The organism is Aromatoleum tolulyticum, from assembly GCF_900156155.1.
GTDB classification, from domain to species: Bacteria; Pseudomonadota; Gammaproteobacteria; order Burkholderiales; family Rhodocyclaceae; genus Aromatoleum; species Aromatoleum tolulyticum.
Genome location: NZ_FTMD01000010.1, coordinates 18344 through 39893, shown reverse-complemented (window position 1 = coordinate 39893; position 21550 = coordinate 18344). Strand labels below are relative to the sequence as shown.

19 protein-coding genes are annotated in these 21550 nt (G+C 67.9%); 15 read left to right on the top strand and 4 right to left on the bottom strand.

The features are described from left to right. Nucleotides 1–28 precede the first annotated feature (28 nt). Complete coding sequence (locus tag BW991_RS15295) at nucleotides 29–424, top strand: CopK family periplasmic copper-binding protein (protein ID WP_244551714.1); 396 nt, start codon at nucleotides 29–31, stop codon at nucleotides 422–424. A 126-nt stretch (nucleotides 425–550) separates the two neighbouring features. On the opposite strand, the gene BW991_RS15290 is transcribed toward BW991_RS15295, so the two are convergent. Beyond that, nucleotides 551–844, bottom strand: coding sequence for a hypothetical protein (locus tag BW991_RS15290; RefSeq protein ID WP_139335950.1), 294 nt, complete (start codon nucleotides 842–844; stop codon nucleotides 551–553). A 283-nt stretch (nucleotides 845–1127) separates the two neighbouring features. On the opposite strand from BW991_RS15290, the gene BW991_RS15285 reads away from it, so the two are divergent. The 3 genes from BW991_RS15285 (at nucleotide 1128) to BW991_RS15275 (ending at nucleotide 4694) form a co-directional block, all read left to right on the top strand. Beyond that, complete coding sequence (locus BW991_RS15285; protein WP_076602982.1) at nucleotides 1128–1982, top strand: EAL domain-containing protein; 855 nt, start codon at nucleotides 1128–1130, stop codon at nucleotides 1980–1982. A gap of 203 nt (nucleotides 1983–2185) precedes the next feature. After that, nucleotides 2186–3562 (top strand): chromate efflux transporter, encoded by a 1377-nt coding sequence (chrA, locus tag BW991_RS15280; protein WP_076602981.1) that lies wholly within the window; start codon nucleotides 2186–2188, stop codon nucleotides 3560–3562. 82 nt (nucleotides 3563–3644) lie between these two features. Then, on the top strand, nucleotides 3645–4694 hold the full coding sequence (locus BW991_RS15275) for a patatin-like phospholipase family protein (protein ID WP_170879116.1): 1050 nt from the start codon (nucleotides 3645–3647) through the stop codon (nucleotides 4692–4694). 37 nt (nucleotides 4695–4731) lie between these two features. Here the strand turns inward: BW991_RS15275 and BW991_RS15270 are convergent, their stop codons facing one another. Beyond that, nucleotides 4732–6099, bottom strand: coding sequence for an MFS transporter (locus BW991_RS15270; RefSeq protein ID WP_076602980.1), 1368 nt, complete (start codon nucleotides 6097–6099; stop codon nucleotides 4732–4734). A 61-nt stretch (nucleotides 6100–6160) separates the two neighbouring features. Further along, on the bottom strand, nucleotides 6161–7405 hold the full coding sequence (locus BW991_RS15265) for a M20 aminoacylase family protein (protein WP_076602979.1): 1245 nt from the start codon (nucleotides 7403–7405) through the stop codon (nucleotides 6161–6163). 81 nt (nucleotides 7406–7486) lie between these two features. Between BW991_RS15265 and BW991_RS15260 the strand changes: the two genes are divergently transcribed. Then, on the top strand, nucleotides 7487–8377 hold the full coding sequence (locus BW991_RS15260) for a LysR substrate-binding domain-containing protein (RefSeq protein ID WP_076602978.1): 891 nt from the start codon (nucleotides 7487–7489) through the stop codon (nucleotides 8375–8377). Here BW991_RS15260 and BW991_RS15255 read toward each other — a convergent pair. Further along, nucleotides 8351–9262, bottom strand: coding sequence for a LysR substrate-binding domain-containing protein (locus BW991_RS15255; RefSeq protein WP_076602977.1), 912 nt, complete (start codon nucleotides 9260–9262; stop codon nucleotides 8351–8353). The genes BW991_RS15260 and BW991_RS15255 overlap by 27 nt on opposite strands. Nucleotides 9263–9393: 131 nt before the next feature. Between BW991_RS15255 and gcvH the strand changes: the two genes are divergently transcribed. From gcvH to pabB, 10 genes are all read left to right on the top strand, one after another. Further along, nucleotides 9394–9762 carry a glycine cleavage system protein GcvH gene (gene gcvH, locus BW991_RS15250; protein WP_076602976.1) on the top strand — a complete coding sequence of 123 codons (369 nt, stop codon included), beginning with the start codon at nucleotides 9394–9396 and terminating at the stop codon, nucleotides 9760–9762. A gap of 29 nt (nucleotides 9763–9791) precedes the next feature. After that, nucleotides 9792–12680, top strand: coding sequence for an aminomethyl-transferring glycine dehydrogenase (gene gcvP, locus BW991_RS15245; RefSeq protein WP_076602975.1), 2889 nt, complete (start codon nucleotides 9792–9794; stop codon nucleotides 12678–12680). A gap of 27 nt (nucleotides 12681–12707) precedes the next feature. Continuing rightward, nucleotides 12708–13238, top strand: coding sequence for a glycine cleavage system transcriptional repressor (locus BW991_RS15240; protein WP_076602974.1), 531 nt, complete (start codon nucleotides 12708–12710; stop codon nucleotides 13236–13238). 221 nt (nucleotides 13239–13459) lie between these two features. Then, nucleotides 13460–14713, top strand: coding sequence for a serine hydroxymethyltransferase (glyA, locus tag BW991_RS15235; protein ID WP_076602973.1), 1254 nt, complete (start codon nucleotides 13460–13462; stop codon nucleotides 14711–14713). 80 nt (nucleotides 14714–14793) lie between these two features. Then, the gene (locus BW991_RS15230; RefSeq protein WP_076602972.1) at nucleotides 14794–16221 is read left to right on the top strand and encodes an amino acid permease; all 1428 of its coding nucleotides are present in this window, start codon (nucleotides 14794–14796) and stop codon (nucleotides 16219–16221) included. Nucleotides 16222–16227: 6 nt separating this feature from the next. Continuing rightward, the gene (locus BW991_RS15225) at nucleotides 16228–17607 is read left to right on the top strand and encodes an L-serine ammonia-lyase (protein WP_076602971.1); all 1380 of its coding nucleotides are present in this window, start codon (nucleotides 16228–16230) and stop codon (nucleotides 17605–17607) included. 30 nt (nucleotides 17608–17637) lie between these two features. Next, nucleotides 17638–18768 (top strand): glycine cleavage system aminomethyltransferase GcvT, encoded by a 1131-nt coding sequence (gcvT, locus tag BW991_RS15220; RefSeq protein WP_076602970.1) that lies wholly within the window; start codon nucleotides 17638–17640, stop codon nucleotides 18766–18768. Nucleotides 18769–18819: 51 nt separating this feature from the next. Next, on the top strand, nucleotides 18820–19788 hold the full coding sequence (gene lipA / locus BW991_RS15215; protein WP_076602969.1) for a lipoyl synthase: 969 nt from the start codon (nucleotides 18820–18822) through the stop codon (nucleotides 19786–19788). A gap of 5 nt (nucleotides 19789–19793) precedes the next feature. Continuing rightward, entirely contained in the window at nucleotides 19794–20264 is a 471-nt protein-coding gene (locus BW991_RS15210; RefSeq protein WP_139335949.1) for a dihydroneopterin aldolase, read from the top strand. Nucleotides 20265–20269: 5 nt separating this feature from the next. After that, the gene (pabB, locus tag BW991_RS15205; protein ID WP_076602967.1) at nucleotides 20270–21388 is read left to right on the top strand and encodes an aminodeoxychorismate synthase component I; all 1119 of its coding nucleotides are present in this window, start codon (nucleotides 20270–20272) and stop codon (nucleotides 21386–21388) included. Nucleotides 21389–21550 lie beyond the last annotated feature (162 nt).

Genomic DNA, 21550 nt, shown 5'->3' with positions numbered 1-21550 from the left:
TGAACCGGTCACTGCAAGGAGAAGCATCATGAAAGGCACCCCGATCCGCATCGTCTTCGCAGCAATGCTGCTTGCCGGCCCATTTGCGGCATGGGCACATACGGACTATTCCGAAGCGGGCTCGAGCCATTGGCTCGATGACGTTCGCGCGGCTCCCGCGACGTCGGCGAGTCCGGCATTGCGCGAGACCGTCCGTGACGGCTACGGAGCAAGCACCCTCGAGAAATCCTACGATCTCAAGGATGGTTCGACGCTGCACGTCTTCCGGGACGGCAAGATGGCCATGGAGGACAGGTTCGGCCGGCCGTTCCCGATGGATCAGGGGCACCAGATGGAGACCCTGGACGGCAAGAAGATCTCGATGCAGGGGAACGAGGTCTGGCGCCTAGACAGCCTGCTGCATTCCAACCACCGCGGGCGCTGAACGGCACGCGGGGAAAGCGGCCGCGGTTGCGGCCGCTTGTTCGCACACAAAGGAACGGCGGGCAGATCGTTTGCGATTCGCCCGCCGTGGCTGAATGTGCGAGAAACGCGCTGCGGCAGTCGTCCCCTACTTGAAATCGCGCTGGTGATTGTGGCGCGTGGCGGCGGGCTTTGCAGGCGTCGATTTCGCAGTCGCCGATCCGGCCGCAGCGGCTTGTTCTGCGCGCACGCCGATCTTTTCGCCCATGTGGCTGTGCCGCGGCGCGCTTGCTGCGTCTGTCGCGGCGGGCGCTTGTACCGCGCTTCCGGTCTGCTCGACGGCCGGCGCCTGGGACGCCGCGCTGGCGCTGAATGACAGTCCGAGCACTGCGGCAATTGCGACGACGGAAGGAATGGTGGTCCTCATGATGATCTCCGGCACTTTCCGGCGAATGCCCTTCCGGCGCGGATGCTCCGGAATCCTTCGCTCGTGTTCGAAAGTGTGCGCCGCGACGACTGTCCGATCGATGACGGCGGTATTACGTGTTTGTAAGCGTCGCCGCACTTCACCCCGGTCGAAGCTGCCGGCTCTGCGTGCATAAGCTCAGCAGAATTTCATGGTTCGCGTCCGTGACACGCCCCCGTAAAGTCGCGGTGCGACGATGCGCCGGCTTTCCGTGCGCGATGCATCGCGTTTCGCCCTAGACCACCGATGGGAGCCCGTCATGACCAGTCCGACTTCGCAGATCGCCGACCGCGTTCGCGACTTCCTCTACCGCCTGCCGCTCGAACGTCAGGCCGGCCGGCAGCTGCGCCGCCTTGCCGACGGCGGCGTCGTGGGGGACTGGTTCGGCTGCGAACTGTCGAGCGTGTTCCAGCCCATCGTCGATCCGTCGTCCGGCCAGGTCGTCGGGCACGAGGCCTTCCTGCGTTGCCTGGGGGGCGGCCGGCGCGACCTGTCGCCGTGGGTGCTGTTTTCGGCCAACGCCGACGACGACCGCCTGATCGCGCTCGACCGGCTCGCGCGCACCGTCCATGCGCTGAACTTCATCGCGTCGGTGGGTGATGACGGCCTGCTGTTCCTGAACGTGCATGGCCGTCTGCTGGCGGCCGTCGCGGGCGACCACGGGGCGGCGTTCCGCAAGGTGGTCGACGCGCTCGGATTCGCGCCCGGACGCATCGTCATCGAGGCCCCGGTCGTCGCGAGCCGGCAGGCGGACCTGCTCAGTTTCGTGCTGCGGAACTATCGCCACAACGGTTTCCGCGTCGCCGTGAACGTCGAGTCCGTGGCGCAATGGCATGCGTTGTCGGGGATCGTGCCGGCGGACTTCATCAAGATCGGTACGGCGGCTTTGCAGGCCGAGGGTGATGCCCGCAAGGCGCTCGATGCGCTGCAGGCACGCGCGGGATCGGCGCGGGTGATCGTGACGCGGGTGGAGGACAGGGCATCGTCCGACCTGCCGCACGGCGTGCTCGCCCAGGGTTTTGCCTATGGGGCTCCCTTCGGCCGGCCGGCGGTGCGTTCGCCGCTGCGCTTTGCGGTGCGACGGGAGGGGGGGCAGGCTCCGGTGTCCGGTTGAGCGGTGGCGCAGCCCGGCGGTTTATGCGGGCGGACGGCGGGCCTGCGCGGCGCGCGATTCGATCCGCGCCGTGTGGAAGGAGCGGCGGACATGCATACTTGCACGTTCGCACGCATCCACCGGGACTCATGCGGGCTCGCCGCACGGCGCGGCGCGCCTCTCCATGCCCCGTCCGCCATCCTCGATGAGGCCGCGCCACAAGAATGAGCAGCTCTGCACCGACCACCGAAAAGCCCACCGACAATGCCACCGCAACCGCGCCCGAACCGGTCTCGTTTCGCGAGGCCTTCCTGTTCTGGCTGAAGCTCGGCTTCATCAGCTTCGGCGGGCCGGCCGGGCAGATCGCGATCATGCACCAGGAACTGGTCGAGCGCCGCCGCTGGATCTCGGAGCGGCGATTCCTGCATGCGCTCAACTACTGCATGGTCCTGCCGGGCCCCGAGGCGCAGCAGCTGGCGACCTACATCGGCTGGCTGATGCACCGGACGCGCGGCGGCATCGTCGCCGGCGTGCTGTTCGTGCTCCCGTCGTTGCTGATCCTGATCGGGCTGTCGTGGGTCTATGTGGCCTTCGGCGAGACCACGCTGGTGGCGGGGCTCTTCTACGGCATCAAGCCCGCGGTGACGGCCATCGTCGTCCAGGCGGCGCACCGCATCGGCTCGCGGGCGCTGAAGAACAACGTGCTGTGGGCGATCGCGGCGGCGTCCTTCGTCGCAATCGCCGGATTCAACCTGCCGTTCCCGGCCATCGTTCTCGGCGCCGCACTCGTCGGCGCGATCGGCGGGCGGCTGTCGCCGGAGCACTTCCGCGCCGGCGGCGCGCACGGCAAGGCCGGCCAGTCCTTCGGCCCCGCGCTGATCGACGACGCCACGCCGACGCCTGAGCATGCGCGCTTCGCATGGCCGCGCGTCGCGCGCGTGCTGATCGTCGGCGGCTTGCTGTGGCTGGTGCCGATGGGGCTGCTGGCGGGCGTGTTCGGCTGGCAGCACACGCTGACGCAGATGGGGTGGTTCTTCACCAAGGCGGCGCTGCTGACCTTCGGCGGCGCCTATGCCGTGCTGCCCTACGTGTATCAGGGCGCCGTTACCTACTACGGCTGGCTGACACCGACGCAGATGATCGACGGCCTCGCGCTCGGCGAGACGACGCCGGGGCCGCTGATCATGGTGGTCGCATTCGTCGGTTTCGTCGGCGGCTACGTGAAATCGGTGTTCGGCCCCGACAGCCTGTTCCTCGCCGGCGCGGTCGCGGCGTCCGTGGTGACGTGGTTCACCTTCCTGCCGTCCTTCATCTTCATCCTGCTCGGCGGCCCGCTGGTGGAGACGACGCACAACGACCTGAAGTTTACCGCGCCGCTCACCGCGATCACGGCCGCCGTGGTCGGGGTGGTGCTGAACCTGGCGCTGTTCTTCGGCTACCACGTGCTGTGGCCGCAGGGGCTGGACGGCGGCTTCGACCTGATGTCGGCGCTCATCGCACTGGGCGCGGCGGTCGCATTGTTCCGCTTCAAGGCGAACGTCATCCACGTGATCGCCGCGTGTGCGGTGGTCGGATTCGCGCTGCGGATGTTCGTGGTCTGACCATCTGAAACACTCCCGCTGCCGTTCTTGCTGTATGGTGCAGTGCAGCAGAAGTTTTTCTGCGCATGGAAGGGAGTGGAACATGCTGCGCAAACGATGGTGGTCGGGCAGGCGTGAAGCGCTGCCCGCAATCAGCCTCGCGCTGCAGGGGGGCGGGGCGCACGGCGCCTACACATGGGGCGTGCTGGACCGGTTGCTGGAGGAGGGCTGGAGGCTCGACGGCATCAGCGGCACCAGCGCAGGTGCGATGAACGCGGTGGCGCTGGCGCAGGGATGGACGCGCGGCGGCGGCGAGGGCGCGCGCGCGAGTCTGTCCGGCTTCTGGGAGGCGGTTGCGGCGAGCGCGCCGCTCGAGCTCGACCTGCTGCACAGCATGAACCCCAATGGCAACGGCGCACTACCCAATGCGCTTGGCATGATGCTGGGGATGACGCGGCTGCTGTCGCCCTACCAGTTCAATCCGTTCGAGTTGAACCCGCTGCGCGAGGTCGTGCGTGCGCAGTTCGATTTCGAGTTTCTGCGCCGCGAGTGCCGCCTGCGCCTGTTCATCGCCGCGACGCGCGTGCAGACCGGCAAGGTGCGCCTGTTCCGCACCGCCGAACTCACCGAGGACATGCTACTGGCGTCGGCCTGCCTGCCGACCATCCACCACGCCGTCGAGATCGACGGCGAGGCCTACTGGGACGGCGGTTTCAGCGCCAATCCGGCGGTCTACCCGCTGATGTACGAATGCGAGACGCCGGACATCCTGCTCGTGCTCCTCAATCCGCTGCGCATTGCCGCGGCACCGCGCAGCGCTGGCGCGATCGCCGACCGCACGGTGGAGATGGGCTTCTCGGCGACCTTCCTGCGCGAGATGCGCATGATCGCGCACGCCCGCGCCTATCTGGAGGCGGGCAGCGGCTGGGTGCCGCACGGGCGTCTCGAGCGCAAGCTGCTGGGCCTGCGCTTTCACATGATCGAGGCGCAGGAACTGGCCGAGAGCGGCAGCGGCAGCAAGCTCAACGCGGCGCGCGCCTTCCTGCACGAACTGCGCGACCTCGGACGTGTCCGTGCCGCGCGCTGGATCCGCACCCAGCGCCAGCATGTCGGCAGCCGGGGGACGGTGAATCTCGGCGAGCTATTCACCTGAACGGAAAAGGCCGAGGGGGCGGCCTTTTGCGCCGGCTTCAGGCGCGATTGACGGCGGTGCGCGGAAGGATGACGCCGTCCCTGCCGTCGTGTCCTGCATGGGGCGCGGGGATTTCCTCGTCCACCGCCGCGAGGTGCGCGACCTTCGTGCGGTCGGTGAGGAAAAGGGCGGAGACGAAGCCCAGCGCGGCCGCGAACATGACATAAAACACCGGGGCGATCGCGAGGCCGGTGGTGTGGATCAGCCAGGTGACGATGAACTGCGCGAAGCCGCCGAACACCATCACGGCGACGTTGTAGGCGAGGGCGAGACCGGTCGAGCGCACGCCGGCCGGGAACTGCTCCGCCATCACCGCCGAAATCGGCCCGAAGAAGACCGCGAGCAGGATGCACAGCACGATCTGCATCGTGACGAGCCGTTCGAACGAGGGGGCGGCATGGACCCACGAGAGCAGGGGGTAGGAGGCGACGAGCAGGCCTGCAGCGGCGAGGATGACGAGGATCTTGCGGCCGACGCGGTCGGACAGCGCGCCGAACACCGGCATCAGGATCGTCATCAGCGCGACCGCGATGACCTGCGCGGTGAAGGCATCCGACAGCACCATGCCGAGCTGCTTGGTGGCGAAGGTCGGCATGTAGACCAGGATCACGTAGAAGCCGACCGTGCCGCAAACCGTGACGCCCATGACCGCGAAGACTTCGCGCAGGTGGTTCCTGAGCATGCGGGCGATCGACTGTTTTTCCGCCGGCGCCTTGTGGGCCTCCAGGAAGGCCTCGGTTTCTTCCAGGTGGCGGCGGATCCACAGGCCGACCGGGCCGATCAGCAGGCCGATCATGAACGGGATGCGCCAGCCCCAGGCGTCGAGCGCCTCGGGCGAGAGGTTGCGCGTGATCAGCGCCGTGACTCCGGCGCCGGCAAACACCGCGAGGCCCTGGCCGAACATCTGCCACGAGCCGTACAGGCCCCGTTTGTTGGGCGGGGCGCTCTCGATCAGGAAGGACGTCGCGCTGGCGAACTCGCCGCCGGTGGCGAAGCCCTGCAGCAGGCGTGCGAGCACGATCAGCAGCGGCGCGGCGAGGCCGATCGCGGCGTAGGGCGGGGCGAAGGCGATCAGCGCGATCGACACCGTCATCATGGCGATGATGAGCTGCAGCGCGGCCTTGCGTCCCTTGCGGTCGGCGTAGATGCCGAGCAGGACGCCGCCGACCGGGCGCATGAAGAAGCCCACGCCGAAGGTCGCGGTCGCCATCAGCAGCGAGCTGTACTCGCTGTCCGCGGGGAAGAACAGGCGCGAGATCACCACGGCGAGGAAGCCGAAGACAATGAAGTCGTACCATTCCAGCGCGTTGCCGATGACGGCTGCGACGATCTGGCGCGCGCGCGGCGCTGCGGTGCTGCTGCTCATGATGCGTGTCTCCTCTTGATGAGTCTGTATTGTCGTTTTGGGGTGCGGTGCCGCCCGGCGCTCAGCCGCCGAAGAAGCGGTTCGCCAGTGCCACCCAGAAGGTGGCGCCCGGTGCGAGGCAGGCGTCGTTGAAGTCGTAGTGCGGGTTGTGCACGCTGCACGGCCCGAGGTGTTCGCCGCCGGCGAAGCCGTTGTCGCCGTTGCCGATCAGCAGGTAGCAGCCGGGCACCTGCTGCAGCATGAAGGCGAAGTCCTCGCTGCCGGACAGCGGCGGGGCGTTGCCGTCGACCTTGTCGGCGCCGACCAGCTCGCGTGCGACCTCCGTCGCGAAGCGCACCTGCTCGGCGCTGTTGATCAGCACCGGGTAGCCGCGCTCGTAACGGATGTCGCAGGCGACGCCGTGGGCTGCGGCCTGTCCTCGGGCCAGCTCGCAGATGCGCTGTTCCAGGCGGTCGCGCACTTCGGGGCGCAGCGCGCGCACGCTCAGTTCGAGTTCGGCCGTCTCGGGGATCACGTTGTAGACCTTGCCGGCTGACATGCGGCCGACGCTGACCACCGCCATGTCGACCGGATCGACGTTGCGCCCGACGATGGTCTGCAGCGCCAGCACGGTCGCCGCTGCCGGCAGCGTCGGGTCGAGGGCGAGATGCGGCAGCGCGCCGTGGCCGCCCTTGCCGTCGAAGCGGATCAGCACCTTGTCCGACGAGGCCATGAAGGGGCCGGGGCGGAAGCGGAAGTGGCCGGTCGGCACGCCGGGGAAGTTGTGCAGGGCGAAGATCGCATCGCAGGGGAAGCGCTCGAACAGGCCTTCTTCGAGCATGCGCTTGGCGCCGCCGCCGCCGCCCAGTTCCTCGGCGGGCTGGAAGATCAGGTTCAGGGTGCCGCTGCCGGGCAGGCGGCCTTCGCTGTGCAGGCGTCCGAACACCTGCGCGGCGCCGAGCAGGATCGCGGTGTGGCCGTCGTGGCCGCAGGCGTGCATCCGGCCGGGATTGCGGCTCGCCCACGGCAGGCCGGTCTCCTCGTGGATCGGCAGCGCGTCCATGTCGGCGCGCAGCCCCAGGCGCGGGCCGCTGTGACTCTCGCCGTTGCCCCCGCTGTTGCTCCCGCTTTTTCCCCACCTCAGCGTGCCGACGACGCCGGTCGTGGCGATGCCGGCATGCACCTCGAAGCCCGCTTGGCGGAGCTGCTCGGCGACCAGGCGGCTGGTCTCGAACTCGTCGAAGCCGAGCTCGGGATGCTGGTGGATGGCACGCCGCCAGGTCTTCATGGCGGCCTCGTCGGGGAGGATGCGATCAGTCGTATTCATGGATTGATAATAGGATTTGCTACCGATCGCGGAAGGCGGTACTTTTTCCGGGGTGACAACTATGGGTAATCACTTGCAGCGATGAAGGACCATCAATTGAAGGCGCTCGTGCAGGTTGCCGATGCCGGCTCGATCCGGGCGGCAGCGCGGGTGATGCATCTCAGCCAGAGCGCGCTGACGAAGGCGTTGCGCGAACTGGAGGAGGACGTGGGGGCGGAGCTGCTGACGCGCAGCTACAAGGGCGTGGTGTTCACGCCCGCCGGCCAGGCGCTGCTGGTGCGTGCGCGGCTGGCGCTGGCGACGCTGGAGAAGGCGCGCGAGGAGGTCCGGCTGCTGCGCGGCGGGGCGGGCGCGCGCATCGCCGTCGCGCTGACGCCGCTGGTCGCAGCGACGGTGCTGGCGCGCGTGCTGGCCGAATTCCGCCGTATCCAGCCGGATGCCGCGCTGAGCCTGGAAGAGGGGCTGCTGACGAACGTGGTGCCCGGCATCATCGAAGGGCGCCTGGATTTCGCGGTGGCGCTCGCCAATGCGCAGGATCTTCCCTACGAAGTGGATTTCGAGCCCCTTGCGCAGATCCCGGCCTCGCCCGCGGGCCGTATCGGCCATCCGCTCGCCGCGGCACGCACATGGGCGGAACTGCGCGGCGCGAGCTGGGTGCTGAACCTGACCGGGGCCAGCCAGGGCAGTCACCTCGTGAACTGGCTCGAGGCCAACGGCATCGACGTGCCGGCCAGTACCGTGCGTTGCGCCTCGCCCACGCTGATGCTCGAGCTCATGCGGCGAACCGACCACATCGGTTTCGGCCCGACGGTGCTGATACGCGATTCGATTTTCGGCGCGGGGCTGCAGGAATTCGCCGTCGAACCGCTGCCGCCGCCGATGTCGCTCGGCATCCTGAGCCTGCGCGGGATGCCGCTGAGCGTCGCGGCGCGGCCGCTGGCGGCGCTATTCGCCCGCCATCTGCGCGCCTGACGGTGCCGATCCGCCGCCGCGCGCGCCGTCGGACGAGGCAAAGCTGCTCGTGATGTAGTCCGCGAGGCAGCGCACCGCCTCGGTCGCGCTTTCCGTCCGCTCGTACAGCCGCACGTCCAGCTGCCCCATCGCGGGGAAGCCGTCGCGCTCGCCCAGCGCCCGCACCCCTTCGGGCACGGTGCTGCCGGCCAGCAGGGTGACCCCCAGGCCGGCGCGCACGGCGGCGATAATGCCGCTGTAGCTGGAGCTCATGTAGGCGATGCGCCAGGGGCGCTGCTGGCGGCCGAGCGTCTGCAGCACGCGGTTGCGGTAGATGCACGGCGGCGGTGCGACCACCAGCGACAGCGGCCGCTGCGTGTGGCGCTCGTGGTCGAGGCTGGTGATCCACACCAGCTGCTCGGTGAGCACCTTGGTGCCGCCGCGCTCTTCGGGGTCGTCGTGCAGGGCGATCACGAGGTCGAATTCGCCTTTCTCCTGCCGCGCGAGCAGGTTCTTGCTCAGGTCGCAGGTCACTTCGAGCATCACGCCGGGGTGCGACTGGGCGAACTTGCCGAGGATCACCGGCAGCAGCGAGGCGGTGTACTCGTGCGGCGCACCCAAACGCACGCTGCCGGCGACCTTGGGGCGGCGCAGGCTGCTCACCGCCTCGTCGTTCAGCGCCAGCATCCGCCGCGCGTACCCGGCCAGCGTCGCCCCTTCCTCGGTGAGCTTCACGCGGTGCGTGCCGCGCACGAACAGCGGTGCGTCGAGCATCTCTTCCAGGCGCCTGATCTGCAGGCTCACGGCGGACTGCGTGCGTCCGACGATCTCGCCGGCGCGCGTGAAGCTGCCCGTATCGACGGCCTTCACGAAGGTGCGCAGCAGTTCGGTGGGGATGTTTTGCATTGTGCGCCGGTCATTTGTGCAATTAATGATTTCATTTCAACTATCAAAATCGCTCATGTCAACCGGTTGATAACATCCGTGCCGTCACTGAAGCAGACCCTTGCATCCATCCACACGAACCTGGAGACCTCATGAGCACGATCAAATTCACCGAAGACCACGAGTGGCTGCGCGTCGAGGGCGACGTCGCCACGGTCGGCATCACCGACTACGCGCAGAACGCGCTGGGCGACATCGTCTTCGTGCAGTTGCCGGACGTCGGCGCGAGTTTTGCCGCTGGTGACGAAGCCGCGGTCATCGAATCGGTGAAAGCCGCTGGCGAACTGAAGATGCCGCTGGCCGGCACCGTCGTCGAAGTCAACGGCGCACTGGCCGACGCTCCGGCGACGGTCAATGAAGACCCGATGGGCGAGGGCTGGTTCATCCGCGTTCGCCTCGACGATCCGTCCGCGCTGTCCGGGCTGCTCGACCAGGCTGCCTACGACAAGCTGACCGCCTGATCGATCCACTTCCGGACACTGCCCAAGCCATGAACATGAACGACACCCGCTTCCCCGCGACGCTCGCACAACTCGAGCAGCGCGATGATTTCGTCGGCCGCCATGTCGGCCCGGATGCGACCGAAACGCAGGCGATGCTTGCCGCGCTCGGTCTCGATTCGCTCGACCAGCTCATCGACAAGGTGATCCCGGCTTCGATCCTGTCGCCCTCGCCCCTCTCCCTCCCCGAGGGCCGGACCGAAGCCGACGCGCTCGCGCTGCTGCGCGGGATCGCGGGGAAGAACCGGGTGTTCCGTTCCTTCATCGGTGCGGGCTATTACGACACCTACACGCCGGGTGTCGTGCTGCGCAACGTCCTCGAGAACCCGGCCTGGTACACCGCCTACACGCCGTATCAGCCGGAAATCTCGCAGGGCCGTCTGGAAGCGCTGCTCAACTTCCAGACCATGATCACTGACCTGACCGGCATGGAGATCGCCAACGCCTCGCTGCTCGATGAGGCGACCGCGGCGGCCGAAGCGATGACCTTCTGCCAGCGCCTGTCGAAGAACCCGGCCAAGGCCTTCTTCGTCTCGAGCGACTGCCACCCGCAGACCATCGAGGTCGTGCGCACCCGCGCCGAGCCGCTGGGCTTCGAAGTGATCGTCGGCAACCCCGCGACCGAGCTCGACCAGCATGAATTCTTCGGCGTGCTGCTGCAGTATCCGGCCAGCACCGGCGAAGTGATCGACTACGCCGGCATCGTCGCCGCCGCCCACGCCAAGAAGGCGCTGGTCGTCGTCGCCGCGGACCTGCTCGCGCTGACGCTGCTCAAGTCGCCGGGCGAGCTCGGCGCCGATGTCGCGATCGGCACGACGCAGCGCTTCGGCATCCCGCTGGGCTACGGCGGCCCGCACGCCGCGTACTTCGCCACCCTCGATGCGCACAAGCGCGTGATGCCGGGCCGCGTCGTCGGCGTGTCGATCGACAGCCACGGCAAGAAGGCCTACCGCCTCGCGATGCAGACGCGCGAACAGCACATCCGCCGCGAGAAGGCCACCTCCAACATCTGCACCGCGCAGGTGCTGCTGGCGGTGATGGCGAGCCTGTACGCCTGCTACCACGGCCCGAAGGGGCTGACGACGATCGCCCGTCGCGTGCATCGCATGACCGCGACGCTGGCTGCCGGCCTGCGCCGCGTCGGCGCCGACGTGGTGACGAACGCGTTCTTCGACACCATCGCCGTGCGCGTCGCCGACGCGGCCGCCGTGCATGCCGCCGCGCGTGCCCGTGAAATGAACCTGCGCGAGATCGACGCGATGACCGTGGGCATCTCGCTCGACGAGACCACGACCCGCGCCGACGTCGAGGCGCTGTGGGCGGTGTTCGCCAACGGCGCGGCGGTGCCCGCTCAGTTGCCAAATTTTGCCGACGTCGAGAACCTCGCGCCCGAGGCCCTGCCGGCCGGTCAACTCCGCACCTCCGCCTTCCTGACGCACCCGGTTTTCAGCCTGTACCAATCCGAAACCAAGATGCTGCGCTACCTGCGCGCACTCGCGGACAAGGACCTGGCGCTCGACCGCACGATGATCCCGCTGGGCTCGTGCACGATGAAGCTGAACGCCACCACCGAAATGATCCCCGTCACCTGGCGCGAGTTCGGCGGCGTGCATCCCTTCGCTCCGGCGGACCAGGCCCAGGGCTACGCCCAGCTCACCGCCGAACTGGAGCAGATGCTGTGCGCCTGCACCGGCTACGACGCCGTGTCGCTGCAGCCGAACGCCGGTTCACAGGGCGAATACGCCGGTCTGCTGGCGATCCGCGCCTACCACGCGAGCCGCAATGAGGCGCACCGCGACGTGTGCCTGATCCCGAGCTCCGCGCACGGCACCAACCCCGCGACGGCGAACATGGCCGGCATGCGCGTGGTGGTCGTCGCCTGCGACGAGAATGGCAACGTCGACGTCGCCGACCTGAAGGCCAAGGCCGAGCAGCACGCCGACAAGCTCGCCGCGATCATGATCACCTACCCCTCGACGCATGGCGTGTTCGAGACGGCGGTGCGCGAGATCACCGAGATCGTGCACTCCTACGGCGGCCAGGTGTACATCGACGGCGCCAACATGAACGCGATGGTCGGCCTGTGCGCCCCGGGCAAGTTCGGCGGCGACGTGTCGCACCTGAACCTGCACAAGACCTTCTGCATCCCGCACGGCGGCGGCGGACCGGGCGTCGGCCCGATCGGCGTCAAGTCGCACCTTGCGCCCTTCCTGCCGGGCCACGCCGCGGCTGGCCTCAAGGGCATCGGCGCCGTTGCGGCCGCGCCGTGGGGCAGCGCCAGCATCCTGCCGATCACCTGGACCTACATCACGCTGATGGGCCGCGATGGGCTGCGTCACGCGACGACGATGGCGATCCTCAACGCCAACTACATCGCCAAGCGCCTCGATGCGCACTACCCGGTGCTGTACCGCGGCGAGAACGGCATGGTCGCGCACGAGTGCATCCTCGACCTGCGTCCCCTTAAGGACGCGACCGGCATCAGCGTCGATGACGTCGCCAAGCGCCTGATCGACTTCGGCTTCCACGCGCCGACGATGTCCTTCCCGGTGCCCGGCACGCTGATGATCGAGCCGACCGAGAGCGAGTCCAAGGAAGAGCTCGACCGCTTCTGCGACGCGATGATCGCGATCCGCGAGGAGATCGCCAAGGTCGGCAGCGGCGAATTCGACGCCAGGGACAATCCGCTGGTCAACGCCCCCCATACCGCCGAAGCGATCGCCGGCGAATGGACGCACCCATACAGCCGCGAACAGGCCGTGTATCCGCTCGCCAGCCTGCGCGCGAACAAGTACTGGTCGCCGGTCGGCCGGGTCGACAACGTGTATGGCGACCGCAATCTCGTGTGTGCATGCCCGCCGATGTCGGACTACGAATAAAGCATACCAACCACAGGAGCCGAGGACATGAACGCATCTCTCGTCATCACCTTGATCGGCACGGATCGTCCGGGCCTCGTGAATGCGCTGGCGGCGCGTGCCGCCGCGTGCGGCGCGAACTGGCTGGAGAGCAGCATGGCGCAGCTCGCCGGCAAGTTCGCGGGCATCGTGCGCCTGGAAGTCGCCGAGGCCGATGCCGGCAAGCTCGAGGCGGCGCTGCGCGAACTCGAAGCGGAAGGTCTGCGCCTGACGATCGAGCGGGGCGCTGCGGCACCGGTCGCGGGTACGGCGCGCACGACGAATTTCACCCTGGTCGGCCACGACCGTCCGGGCATCGTGCGCGAGATCTCGGCTGCGCTGGCGCGTCACGGCGCGAGTATCAGCAAGCTCGAAACCGCCTGCGAGAACGCATCGTTCAGCGGCGAGCCGTTGTTCCGCGCCAGCATCGAAGTGCAGCTGCCGGCGTCCGTCGAGCCGGCAGTCCTGAAAGCCGAGCTGGAAACGCTGGCGAACGAGCTAATGGTGGATCTCAACCTCGAGGGCGAGTCCGCCGACTGATCGAGCACCGCCTGCCGCCGCGGCGCCTCGTCATGTTCCTCCAGGAGCATTCCCGCGGCGCGCGCGCGTTCGCACGCAGCCGCGGGGCCGCGGGCGGCGTCTCGCCCCGCGGTCCGCTGAATACCACGTCCCGGGCACACGCTGCGAATGGACTCGTCGGCGGTTCCTGTCCCGACGTGACGCACTGACACCTGTCCCGAAATTCATTCCGGAGTACACGCATGTTTGACAAGCAAATGGAGATTGCCGGCTTCGACCCCGACCTGTGGGGGGCCATCGAATCCGAACGTGACCGCCAGGAAGACCACATCGAGCTGATCGCGTCCGAGAACTACGCCAGCCCGCGCGTGATGCAGGCGCAAGGTACGGTGCTCACCAACAAGTACGCGGAAGGCTATCCGGGCAAGCGCTACTACGGCGGCTGCGAGCATGTCGACGTCGTCGAGCAGCTCGCCATCGACCGCGCGAAGCAGCTGTTCGGCGCGGATTGGGTCAATGTCCAGCCGCACTCCGGCTCGCAGGCCAACGCCGCGGTGTATTTCGCGCTGCTGCAGCCGGGTGACACCATCCTCGGCATGAGCCTCGCGCACGGCGGCCACCTCACGCACGGCGCGAAGGTGAACTTCTCCGGCAAGATCTTCAACGCGGTGCAGTACGGCGTCACCGACGACGGCGTGATCGACTACGACGCGCTCGAGGCGCTCGCCGTCGAGTGCAAGCCGAAGATGATCGTCGCCGGCTTCTCGGCCTACGCGCGTCACCTCGACTTCCCGCGCTTCCGCGCGATCGCCGACAAGGTCGGCGCGCTGCTCTTCGTCGACATGGCGCACGTCGCCGGCCTCGTCGCCGCCGGCCTGTACCCCAGCCCGGTGCCCTTCGCCGACATCGTCACCAGCACCACGCACAAGACGCTGCGCGGCCCGCGCGGCGGCATCATCCTTGGCCGTGCCAATGCGGACATCGAGAAGAAGATCGCCTCGATGGTCTTCCCCGGCACGCAGGGCGGCCCGCTGATGCACGTCATCGCGGCCAAGGCGGTGGCGTTCAAGGAAGCGCTGGATCCGTCCTTCAAGGACTACCAGAAGCAGGTGATTGCCAACGCCCGCGCGATGGCCGGCGTGTTCCTCGAGCGCGGCTACAGGATCGTGTCGGGCGGTACCGACGACCACCTCTTCCTCGTCGACCTGATCGCCAAGGGCATCACCGGCAAGGCCGCCGATGCGGCGCTCGGCGCGGCGCACATCACGGTGAACAAGAACACCGTGCCCAACGATCCGCAGTCGCCGTTCGTGACCAGCGGCATCCGCATCGGAACGCCCGCGGCGACCACCCGCGGCTTCGGCATCGCCGAGGTCACGCAGCTGGCCGGCTGGATCTGCGACATCCTCGACGACCTCGAGAACCCCGCGGTGATCGACGCAGTGCGCGCGAAGGTGTCCGCGCTGTGCGCCCGTTTCCCGGTCTACGGCAAATAAAAAAAATATAAATGCGGCGCCTGCGGGCGCCGCTTTCCAACGCCAGAGAGAGACCGTTGAACTAACCGAGGAAGGGAAGGATGACACGTATCAGCGACATGCTCGATGAGGAGCAGCGACACGAAGGGAAGGACCTCGAACGAGGCCTCAAGGACCGGCACATCCAGCTCATCGCCATCGGCGGAGCGATCGGCGTGGGCCTGTTTCTCGGCTCGGCCAAGGCCATCAGCAAGGCCGGCCCCGCGCTGCTGCTGACCTATGCGCTCGCCGGCCTCGCGGTATTTTTCATCATGCGGGCGCTCGGTGAGCTGCTGATTCACCGCCCCGTGGCGGGTTCGTTCGCGACCTATGCCGAAGAATACGTCAGCCCGTGGGCCGGCTTCGTCACCGGCTGGACCTACTGGTTCACCTGGGTCGTCACCGGCATGGCGGAACTGACCGCCGTCGGCGTGTATTTCCACTACTGGTTTCCCGACATCCCCCAGTGGATACCGGCGCTCGTCACGCTGGTCGTGCTGTACGGCGCCAACCTGATTGCCGTGAAGGTGTTCGGCGAGATGGAATTCTGGTTCGCCATCATCAAGGTGCTGACCATCGTCGCGATGCTGGTGATCGGCCTCGTCATCATCATCTTCGGCGTCGGCGACCTCGGCAAGACCGCGAGCTTCTCCAACCTGTGGTCGCACGGCGGCTTCGCGCCGATGGGCATGGTGGGGGTCGTGCTGACCTTGCAGATAGCCTGCTTCGCCTACACCGGCGTGGAGCTGATCGGCGTCACCGCGGGCGAGGCGCAGAACCCCGAGAAGGTGCTGCCGCACGCCACCAACAGCGTCACCTACCGCATCCTGATCTTCTACATCGGCGCGCTGATCGTGCTGATGTCGCTCGTCCCCTGGAACGAACTCAACCCGAACATGAGCCCCTTCGTGACCGTGTTCGAGAAGATCGGCATCCCGGCGGCGGCAGGCATCATCAACTTCGTGGTCATCACCGCGGCGGCGTCGTCGTGCAACAGCGGCATCTTCAGTACCGGCCGCATGCTCTACACCCTCGCGCAGTTCAGGCAGGCTCCGGCCGCGCTCGGCAAGGTGAGCAAGAGCCACGTTCCGGCCGCTGCGATCACGCTGTCCGCGCTGTTCATGCTGGTCGGCGTCGCGCTCAACTACGTCGTGCCCGAGGAAGCCTTCGTCTATGTCACCAGCATCGCTACCGTCGGCGCCGTGTGGACCTGGGGCATCATCGTCTGGTCGCACCTCAAGTACCGCCAGGCAGTGAAGCAGGGCGTCGCCACCGCGGTGTTCTTCCGCATGCCCGGTGCGCCGTTCGCCAACTGGTTCGTGCTCGCCTTCCTGGCCCTGGTGGTCGTGTTCCTGGCGATGGACGCCGGCACCCGCGTGGCGCTGTACGTCGCTCCGGTCTGGTTCGCGCTGCTGACCGCGGGCTACCTGATCTCCAAGTCACGTGCCGCCCGTGCGAACGGCATGCTCGCAACCGAAACCTCGAGGTAATCCGGCATGGCCGTCAGCGTTTTCGACCTGTTCAAGATCGGCATCGGGCCGTCGTCGTCCCACACCGTGGGGCCGATGCGCGCGGCGCAGGTCTTTGCGAACGGGCTCAAGGAATCCGGCCGGCTCGCACGGGTCGGAAGCGTGAAGGCCGAACTGTTCGGTTCCCTCGGCGCGACCGGCAAGGGGCACGGCAGCGACAAGGCCGTGCTTCTCGGTCTCGAGGGCGAAGCGCCGGATCTCGTCGATACGGAGCAGGTTGACAGCAAGCTCGCGCGCATCCGCGGCGAGCAGCGCCTGCTCCTCGCCGGCGAACATCCGATCGCGTTCACGGAGCGCGAACATCTGGTGATGCACCGTCGCCAGTCGCTGCCCTTCCATCCGAACGGGATGCGCATCACGGCCTTCGATGCTGCCGGCGAAACGCTCACGAGCAAGGTGTATTACTCGGTCGGCGGCGGCTTCGTCGTCGATGAGGACGCCGCCGGTGCCGACCGCATCGTCGCCGACACGACCCCGCTCGCGCATCCGTTCCACAGCGGCGACGCGCTGCTGGCTCAGTGCCGCGAGAAGAATCTTTCGATCAGCCAGCTGATGCTCGAAAACGAACGCGCGTGGCGCACCGACGCGGAAACGCGTGCGGGCCTGCTGCGCATCTGGGACGTGATGCAGCGGTGCGTGCGCCGCGGCTGCGAGAAGGAAGGCATCATGCCCGGCGGCCTGCAGGTGAAGCGCCGCGCCGCCGAGATGTACCGCAAGCTCTCCAGCGCCCCCGAAGCCAGCCTGCGCGACCCGCTGACGACGATGGACTGGATCAACCTGTACGCGCTCGCCGTCAATGAAGAAAACGCCACCGGCGGCCGCGTCGTCACGGCTCCGACCAACGGCGCGGCCGGCATCGTGCCCGCCGTGATGCACTACTACAGCCGCTTCATTTCGGGTGCGAGCGAGGAGGGCGTGATCCGTTTCCTGCTCACCGCCGCGGCGATCGGCATCCTCTATAAAGAAAACGCCTCGATCTCCGGTGCCGAGGTCGGCTGCCAGGGCGAGGTCGGCGTCGCGTGCTCGATGGCGGCCGGTGCACTCGCCGAAGTGCTGGGCGGAACGCCCGAGCAGGTGGAGAATGCCGCCGAGATCGGAATGGAGCACAACCTGGGCCTGACCTGCGACCCCGTCGGCGGTCTGGTCCAGGTGCCCTGCATCGAGCGCAACGCGATGGCCTCGATCAAGGCGATCAACGCCGCACGCATGGCGCTGCGTGGCGACGGCAAACATTTCGTCTCGCTCGACAAGGTCATCAAGACCATGCGCGAAACCGGCGCCGACATGAAGTTGAAGTACAAGGAAACCGCCCGCGGCGGCCTCGCCGTGAACGTCATCGAATGTTGATGACCCGTGATACCCAGTAAAGGAAGCATGATGAGCGACAACCACTCCGACGCGCCGCTGCTGCGCACCCCGCTGTACGACCTGCACGTGTCCCTCGGCGCCAAGATGGTGCCCTTCGCCGGTTACGAGATGCCGGTGCAGTACCCGACGGGGATCATCAAGGAACACACCCACACCCGCACGCAGGCCGGCCTGTTCGACGTGTCGCACATGGGCCAGGTCTTCCTCGTCGGCCCCGAGGCCGCCGCAGCGCTCGAGACGCTGGTGCCGGTCGACATCATCGATCTGCCGCAGGGCATGCAGCGTTACGCGCTGTTCACCAACGACACCGGCGGCGTCATGGACGACCTGATGGTCGCGAACTTCGGCGACCGCCTGTTCGTCGTGGTTAACGCCGCGTGCAAGGCGCAGGACATCGCCCACATGCAGAAGCACCTGTCCGGCCGCTGCAAGGTCGAGGTGCTCGAAGACCGCGCGCTGCTCGCGCTGCAGGGGCCAGCCGCCGGTGCCGTGATGGCCCGCCTCGCACCGGAAACCGCCAAGATGGTGTTCATGAACACCGCGACCGTGAACCTCGTCGGCGTGCCGTGCTACATCAGCCGCTCGGGCTACACCGGCGAGGACGGCTTCGAGATCTCGGTGCCGGCCGACAAGGCCGAGGCCCTGGCGCGCGAGCTGCTGAGCCACCCGGAAGTCGCCCCGATCGGCCTCGGCGCGCGCGACTCGCTGCGCCTCGAAGCCGGCCTGTGCCTGTACGGCCACGACCTCGACGTGAATACCTCACCGGTCGAAAGCAGCCTGCTGTGGGCGCTGTCCAAGCCGCGCCGTGCCGACGGCGCGCGCGCGGGCGGCTACCCCGGCGCCGACGTGATCCTCGGCCACATCGCCAACGGCGTGTCGCGCAAGCGCGTCGGCCTGCGTCCGAACGCCCGCGTGCCGGTGCGTGAAGGCGCCGAGATCGTCGACGCGGACGGCCGCAAGGTCGGCGTCGTGACCAGCGGCGGCTTCGGCCCGACGCTGGAAGCGCCGGTCGCGATGGGCTACGTCGAAACCGCGCTCGCCAAGGTCGGCACCCAGCTCTCCGCGATGGTGCGCGGCAAGCCGGTCCCGGTCGAAGTCGCCAGCACCCCCTTCGTGCCGCAGCGCTACTACCGCGGCTGATGCCCCACCGGGCGGCCCGGCACTCGCCGGACCGCCCGCCGGAGTCCTCCCATGCAGAACGCAAGCACCCCCACCCCCCAGACCGGCCTCAAGCTGCGCGGCGCAGAGAAGACCGCACGCATCCCGGTCAAGATCATCCCGATCACGCCGGCGCAGCAGCTGCGCAAGCCGGAATGGATCCGCGCCGCCTTCCGCGGCACGAAGAGCGTGCGCCAGCTCACCGGCACGCTGCGCGAAAACCGCCTGCACACCGTGTGCGAGGAAGCCAACTGCCCGAACCTGGGCGAGTGCTTCAACCACGGCACGGCGACCTTCATGATCATGGGGGCGATCTGCACGCGACGCTGTCCGTTCTGCGACGTGGGCCACGGCCGCCCGCTGCCGCTGGATCCGGAAGAACCGAAGAACCTCGCGCAGACCGTCGGCGGCATGCGCCTGAAATACGTCGTGATCACCTCGGTGGACCGCGACGACCTGCGCGACGGCGGCGCGCAGCACTTTGCCGACTGCATCCGCGAGACGCGCGCCGCCAACCCCGGCATCACCGTCGAAGTCCTGACCCCGGACTTCCGTGGCCGGGTCGACCTCGCGCTGGACGTTTTGACGGCCGTTCCGCCCGACGTCTTCAATCACAACATCGAGACGGTGCCGCGCCTCTATCGCGAAGTGCGCCCCGGCGCGGACTACGAACACTCGCTGGACCTGCTCGCGCGCTTCAAGGAGCGCCACCCGAACGTCGCGACCAAGTCCGGCCTGATGCTGGGCGTGGGCGAGACGCGCGAGGAGATCGAGGCGACCCTGGCCGACCTGCGCGCCCACAACGTCGACATGGTCACGATCGGGCAATACCTGCAGCCCAGCCTGCACCACCTGCCGGTGCGCCGCTACGTCACGCCGGCCGAATTCGACGAGCTGCGCGTCGTCGGCGAAAAGATGGGCTTCCGCCACGTCGCCTCCGGCCCCATGGTGCGTTCGTCCTACCACGCCGACCTGCAGGCGCACGGCGTGATCGGAGGCTGATGACGATGAATGCGATCTGGAGCGTGAAGATCGAACGCCTCGAGACCCGCCTCGCGGTGGGCATCTACGAGGACGAGTACGAGCCGCAGCCGGTGTGGGTGTCCGTGACCCTGACCGGCCTCGCGCCGGCCGTGCCGGACGGGCTCGACGACTGCCTCGACTACGAACCGCTGTGCCGCTGGCTCGCGACCGAATGGCCGCGCAGCGCGCATACGCCGCTGCTGGAGACGCGCGTCAACGAGGTCTTCGATTTCGCCTTCGGTCTCGACCCGCGCGTGCAGGAAGTGTCGGTCGGCCTCTACAAGCAGCGCGTTAGCCGCTACGCGACCGCGATCGGCATCGAACGCACGGCGAACCGCGGCGAACATGTGCGCGCAAGCGAGCAACGGCGGCGGAAGCAGTCGGTGGATGTTCTTGCGGCGGCATCGAACCAGTCCGACGCCCGACCGCTGACCGCCGTGGGCGGTCTGCTCTGAACGTGATGGTGAAGCTGCGCTTCGACTTCCCGGCGGATGCCACCGGCGCCACGCCGCTGCATTTCGCTGCGCCGCGCGAGCAGCTCGTCGCGCGCGAGCCGCAGGAAGTGCGTGCGGTGCTCGCGCGGGCCGACGCGCTGGCACGCTCCGGGGCGTGGGTGGCCGGTTTCGTCTGCTACGAGGCAGGCGCCGCCTTCGACCCGGCGTTCCGCTTCCGCCAGCGTCCGGAGTTGCCGCTGGCGTGGTTCGGCGTGTTCGACGCGCCCGTGGACACGGACGAGCCGACGCCCGCCGCGGTGCGCTGCGACGGCTGGCAGCCCGGCGTCGAACGCGAACGCTACGACGCGGACATCGGCCGCATCCTCGACCACATCCGCGCCGGCGACGTCTATCAGATCAACCACACGATCCGTCTGCACGGCCGCTTCGACGGCGACCATCGCGCGCTCTACGCGCACCTGCGCGCGGGCCAGCCGACCGGCTACTGCGCGCTGCTCGACCTCGGGCGCCACCGCATCCTGTCGCTGTCGCCCGAGCTCTTTTTCCGCCGCGACGGCGACCGCCTGATCTCGAAGCCGATGAAGGGCACGCTCGCGCGCGGCAGCAGTCCCGGGCAGGACGCACGGCACGCCGAGGCGCTGGCCGCGTCGGAGAAGAATCGCGCCGAGAACCTGATGATCGTGGATCTCATCCGCAACGACATGTCGCGGGTCGCGCGCCCGCACACCGTCAGCGTGCCGCATCTGTTTTCCGTCGAGACCTATCCGACCGTGTTCCAGATGACCTCGACCGTGTCGGCCGAGCTGCGGCCGGACGCCGGCCTCGCGGACATCTTCGCCGCGCTCTTCCCCTGCGGCTCGATCACCGGCGCGCCCAAGATCAAGGCGATGGAGATCATCGCCGGCCTCGAAGCCGCGCCGCGCGGCATCTACTGCGGCGCGATCGGCCTGCTCAAACCCGGCGGCGACGCGATCTTCAACGTTGCGATCCGCACGCTGGCGCTCGACGGACTCACCGGCCGGGCCGAATACGGCGTCGGCGGTGGCATCACGGCCGATTCGGTCGCGCACGACGAATACGAGGAGATGCGCGCCAAGGCCCGCATCCTGCAATGTGCCGCATGAGCAGGGCTTCTAACGGTTCGGCCACGCCGATTACAAAAAAGGTTCAGACAGGCCGATTACAAAAGAATTAGGCGTTTACCGGATATCGGGGTTCGGGTGGTCGGCCTTAAAGTCCCCAACGGCTGCGGCCATGACCACGGCCGTGTTCGGTATCGACGGTAC

Coding starts and splice junctions, on each gene's coding strand:
- BW991_RS15295 (WP_244551714.1), top strand. CDS start 29: ATGAAAGGCACCCCGATCCGCATCGTCTTCGCAGCAATGCTGCTTGCC.
- BW991_RS15285 (WP_076602982.1), top strand. CDS start 1,128: ATGACCAGTCCGACTTCGCAGATCGCCGACCGCGTTCGCGACTTCCTC.
- chrA (WP_076602981.1), top strand. CDS start 2,186: ATGAGCAGCTCTGCACCGACCACCGAAAAGCCCACCGACAATGCCACC.
- BW991_RS15275 (WP_170879116.1), top strand. CDS start 3,645: ATGCTGCGCAAACGATGGTGGTCGGGCAGGCGTGAAGCGCTGCCCGCA.
- BW991_RS15270 (WP_076602980.1), bottom strand. CDS start 6,099: ATGAGCAGCAGCACCGCAGCGCCGCGCGCGCGCCAGATCGTCGCAGCC.
- BW991_RS15265 (WP_076602979.1), bottom strand. CDS start 7,405: ATGAATACGACTGATCGCATCCTCCCCGACGAGGCCGCCATGAAGACC.
- BW991_RS15260 (WP_076602978.1), top strand. CDS start 7,487: ATGAAGGACCATCAATTGAAGGCGCTCGTGCAGGTTGCCGATGCCGGC.
- BW991_RS15255 (WP_076602977.1), bottom strand. CDS start 9,262: ATGCAAAACATCCCCACCGAACTGCTGCGCACCTTCGTGAAGGCCGTC.
- gcvH (WP_076602976.1), top strand. CDS start 9,394: ATGAGCACGATCAAATTCACCGAAGACCACGAGTGGCTGCGCGTCGAG.
- gcvP (WP_076602975.1), top strand. CDS start 9,792: ATGAACATGAACGACACCCGCTTCCCCGCGACGCTCGCACAACTCGAG.
- BW991_RS15240 (WP_076602974.1), top strand. CDS start 12,708: ATGAACGCATCTCTCGTCATCACCTTGATCGGCACGGATCGTCCGGGC.
- glyA (WP_076602973.1), top strand. CDS start 13,460: ATGTTTGACAAGCAAATGGAGATTGCCGGCTTCGACCCCGACCTGTGG.
- BW991_RS15230 (WP_076602972.1), top strand. CDS start 14,794: ATGACACGTATCAGCGACATGCTCGATGAGGAGCAGCGACACGAAGGG.
- BW991_RS15225 (WP_076602971.1), top strand. CDS start 16,228: ATGGCCGTCAGCGTTTTCGACCTGTTCAAGATCGGCATCGGGCCGTCG.
- gcvT (WP_076602970.1), top strand. CDS start 17,638: ATGAGCGACAACCACTCCGACGCGCCGCTGCTGCGCACCCCGCTGTAC.
- lipA (WP_076602969.1), top strand. CDS start 18,820: ATGCAGAACGCAAGCACCCCCACCCCCCAGACCGGCCTCAAGCTGCGC.
- BW991_RS15210 (WP_139335949.1), top strand. CDS start 19,794: ATGAATGCGATCTGGAGCGTGAAGATCGAACGCCTCGAGACCCGCCTC.
- pabB (WP_076602967.1), top strand. CDS start 20,270: ATGGTGAAGCTGCGCTTCGACTTCCCGGCGGATGCCACCGGCGCCACG.